The organism is Acidovorax sp. HMWF018, assembly GCF_003061035.1.
In the GTDB taxonomy this organism is placed as follows: domain Bacteria; phylum Pseudomonadota; class Gammaproteobacteria; order Burkholderiales; family Burkholderiaceae_C; genus Acidovorax; species Acidovorax delafieldii.
Genome location: NZ_QAIM01000575.1, coordinates 701 through 4,096, shown reverse-complemented (window position 1 = coordinate 4,096; position 3,396 = coordinate 701). Strand labels below are relative to the sequence as shown.

Sequence of the window (3,396 nt, the reverse complement as noted above, 5' to 3'; positions counted from 1 at the left end):
CCAAATGGGCGGCGCAAGAGGCCACAAAATCCAAAAAATGGCGTCTTCCGCGTTCGCGCGGGAAATTTCGAGGGCTTGTTCAGCGTAGCCTTAGAGCGTCATGCGCAATAAACACTAGCGCTAGAGGCCCAAATCATGCTCATCGACTTCTTCTACACCCTGCGCTCGGCCAAGTTGCCCGTGTCGGTCAAGGAATACCTCACCCTGCTCGAAGCGCTGCAGGCCGGTGTGGTGGGCCCCAAGTCGGATGACGCATGGAGCCTGGACGACTTCTACAACCTCTCCCGCCTCACGCTGGTCAAGGACGAGAAGCACTACGACAAGTTCGACCGGGCCTTTGGCGCCTACTTCAAGGGCGTGGAGATGGTGGCCGACTTCACCAAGCAGATCCCGGCCGACTGGCTGCGCAAGATCCTGGAGAACGAGCTCACGCCCGAGCAAAAGGCCGCCATCGAGAAGATGGGCTGGGACGAGTTGATGGAGACGCTGAAGAAGCGCCTCGAAGAACAAAAGGAGCGCCACGAGGGCGGCAGCAAGTGGATCGGCACCGGTGGCACCAGCCCGTTCGGCCACGGCGGCTACAACCCGCAGGGCGTGCGCATTGGCGGCGCGGGCAAGAACAAGAGCGCCGTGAAGGTGTGGGAGCAGCGCGCCTACAAGGACTACGACGACCAGCAGGAGCTGGGCACACGCAACATCAAGGTGGCATTGCGCCGCCTGCGCAAGTTTGCGCGAGAAGGGCATGAGCTGGAGCTGGACCTGCCCGACACCATTCGCAGCACGGCGGCCAATGCGGGTTACCTGGACATCAAGATGGTGCCCGAGCGGCACAACAACGTGAAGGTGCTGCTGCTGATGGACGTGGGTGGCACGATGGACGAGCACATCCAGCGTGTGGAAGAGCTGTTCAGTGCGGTCAAGAGCGAGTTCAAGCACCTGGAGTTCTACTACTTCCACAACTGCGTGTACGACTTCATGTGGAAGAACAACCGCCGCCGCTTTGCCGAGAAGTTCCCGACCTGGGACATCATCCGCAAGTACAACAAGGACTACAAGCTGATCTTTGTGGGCGACGCGACGATGAGCCCGTACGAGATCCTGCAGCCCGGCGGCAGTGTGGAATACAACAACGAGGAGCCGGGTGCCGAGTGGATCCAGCGGCTCACCCACGCCTTTCCCAAGTTTGCGTGGATCAACCCCGAGCCCCAGGGCGTTTGGCAGTACCGCCAGAGCATCAGCATCATCCAGCAGCTGGTGGGCAACCGCATGTATCCGCTGTCGCTCAAGGGGCTGGAAGAAACCATGCGGCTGCTGTCCAAATAGGCGCGGTACCGGGGTCAGATGCCTTGTGAGCATCTGTCCGACAGGGAGGGCTGCAGTTTCAGGGCATAGTCGGGGATGAACAGGACAGGCTGGCAGGCTTGTCCGCCCCACCCATACGACCTCCCTGACATATCCTTCCGCGCCGTGCCTCTCCGCGTTTTGCGCTCCGCCACCGCTACCACCCCAACGCCGGCCCTGTGGTCGGCGTTGCTGCTTTCCGGCGCACTGTGCCTGAGCGGCTGCAGCCTGCTGCCACGGGCCGACGAGCCCACGACCGGCGACACGGGCAGCGACGTTGCCAGCACCGCAGCCAGCAATAGCGCCGCGTCGTTTGACGTGGTGGTGCGCGCCCCCGACACGGTACGCGAGACGCTGGAGCGCCACCTGGAGCTGCAGCGCTTTCGCCAGCTGCCCGACCTGCAGGCCAACGAGCTGCAGCGCCTGCTGGGCGCCACGGATGCCAATGCGCGGGAACTGCTGGGCACCCTGGGCTACTTCGCGCCCACCATCACCGTGGAGCTGACGGAGGCGCAGGAAACCGCCGGTACCCACAAGGGCGCGCCCCGCACCGTCACCGTCACCGTGGAGCCCGGCCCCCAAACCCGCATTGCCCGTGCCGACATCACTGTGGCGGGCACCGACGATGCCGACAAAGACAACCTGGCGCGGCGGCAGCAGCGCTTGCAGCGCAACTGGTCCCTCGCCCCCGGGCAGCCCTTCACCCAATCGGCCTGGGACAACGCCAAGGCCGACGGGCTGCGCCAGCTGCAGGCCCGGCGCTACCCCACGGCCCACATCGCCAACAGCCGGGCCGAGATCGATGCCGACAGGCACGAAGCCCAGCTGGGAGTGAGCTACGACCCCGGCCCCGCCTACCGCTTCGGCCCCTTGCGCGTGCAGGGCAGCCAGCGCTACGACAGCGACGGTGCGCGGCGCCTGGCGCGCCTGCCCACCGGTGCGGTGTATGACGAGGCCGACATGCTGGACGCCCAGCTGCGCCTGGCCAGCAGCGGCTACTACGACGCCGTGTTCCTCACGCTCGATACCGAAGGCACCGACCCGCAGGCCGCCCCCGTGGTGGCCCAGGTGCGCGAGGCCCCGATGCAAAAGCTGGTGTTCGGCCCCGGCTTCTCGACCGACAGCGGCGCACGCCTGTCACTGGAGCACATCCACAACCAGATGCCTGTGCTGGGCTGGCGCGCGGTGACCAAACTTGCACTCGACCGCGAAACCAAGCTCGCCAACACCGAATGGACGGACCTGCCCAACGAAAACGGCTGGCGCTGGTTCGCAGGCGGCCAGGTGCTGCGCGAGGCCACGGGCGACTACGACGTCAACAGCGGCCGTCTGCGCGCAGGCCGCAGCAAGAGCACCAAATCCATCGACCGCAATTATTTTTTGCAGTACGACTACGCCAACAGCCAGGGCCTGACCGACAACGCGCGGTCGCCCTCCGACACTAGCACGGCCCTGAGCATCAACTACGGGTGGACGGGCCGCTACTTCAACAGCCTCACCGCCCCCACCCGGGGCCATGGCCTGGCGGTGGAGCTGGGCCTGGGCACCACCCTGCGGCCAGAGCGCGACCCGTTTGTGCGCACCCTGGTGCGGTGGCAGTCCTTCCTCCCCGCAGGCCGCGTGCAGGACGATGCAGGCATCGGCCGCAATGCCCGCGTAGCACTGCGGGCCGAGGCTGGCGCCGTGCTGGCGCGCGAGGGGGCGCAGATCCCCGTCACGCAGCTGTTTGTGACGGGCGGCGACACCACCGTGCGCGGCTATGGCTACCGCAGCATCGGCGCGCGCACCGACAACGGGCAACTCTATGGGGGCCGCTACCTGGCCGTGGGCAGCGTGGAGTGGCAGCGCCCCATCGTCTACCAGGGTGCCATGACCGACTGGGAAAGCACGCTGTTTGTGGATGCAGGCGCCGTGGCCGACAAGGTGGGTGACCTGAGCCCGCGCGTGGGCGTGGGTGCCGGTGTGCGCTGGCGCAGCCCCGTGGGCCCGCTGCAGGCCGACCTGGCCTACGGCGTCAAGACCAAGGAAGTGCGGCTGCACTTGCGCCTGGGGTTC

General features: G+C 66.2%; 2 protein-coding genes. Both read left to right on the top strand.

The window, feature by feature from the left end; translation table 11 throughout:
- Positions 1-135: 135 nt before the first annotated feature.
- A complete protein-coding gene (locus DBR23_RS24570; RefSeq protein WP_108499868.1) occupies positions 136-1,323 on the top strand; it encodes a VWA domain-containing protein in 1,188 nt (395 codons plus the stop codon).
- A 207-nt stretch (positions 1,324-1,530) separates the two neighbouring features.
- The coding region (locus tag DBR23_RS24565; protein WP_369882165.1) for an autotransporter assembly complex family protein at positions 1,531-3,396 on the top strand (1,866 nt) is incomplete at its 3' end.

What these genes read in the sequence shown, in the direction of transcription:
- DBR23_RS24570 (WP_108499868.1), top strand. Translation starts at nt 136, where the DNA reads ATGCTCATCGACTTCTTCTACACCCTGCGCTCGGCCAAGTTGCCCGTG.